1 protein-coding gene is annotated in these 439 nt (G+C 55.6%); it reads left to right on the top strand.

Annotated features, from left to right (window positions below; all coding sequences use genetic code 11):
* Positions 1 to 128: 128 nt before the first annotated feature.
* Positions 129 to 439 (top strand): ATP-dependent metallopeptidase FtsH/Yme1/Tma family protein (locus tag B3849_RS07985; RefSeq protein ID WP_286780009.1); only part of this gene is annotated, 311 nt, incomplete at its 3' end.

Here is a 439-nt window from a genome sequence, read left to right as displayed (position 1 = left end):
GCGGCGAAGATGCCTTTTTCGCCGCACATATGACGCATTGAACATGCGCCGATCGTGTCTATCTTACACGCATTGGGCGCTGTGTTTGGTGCCGTCCCCCGGATGTAGGAGACTTTCCTTTGGGTAATATGCGCAATCTCGCCTTTTGGGTTGTATTGATGCTTTTGGTTTTGGCGCTGTTCAATCTGTTCAGCGGCTCGACTGGCGGGCTGCAAAGCCGTGAAATCAGCTATTCCGAATTTGTGACCGCTGTCGAAGCAGGGGACGTGCGCAACGTCACGCTTGATGGTGAACAGGTTCGTTTCCGTCGTGCCGATGGCAGTGACTATGTCACGATCCGGCCCGAAGACGCCGAGGTCACCAGCCTGCTGATGTCCAAGGACATCCCTGTGCGCGCTGAACCCCAGCAGCAATCCGGTTTCCAGACCTTCCTGATGTC

It is taken from the genome of Sulfitobacter sp. UBA4523 (assembly GCF_002388305.1).
GTDB classification, from domain to species: Bacteria; Pseudomonadota; Alphaproteobacteria; order Rhodobacterales; family Rhodobacteraceae; genus Sulfitobacter; species Sulfitobacter pontiacus.
Note: the sequence above shows the minus strand (reverse complement) of the source record. Positions and strands in the feature narration are given on the sequence as shown.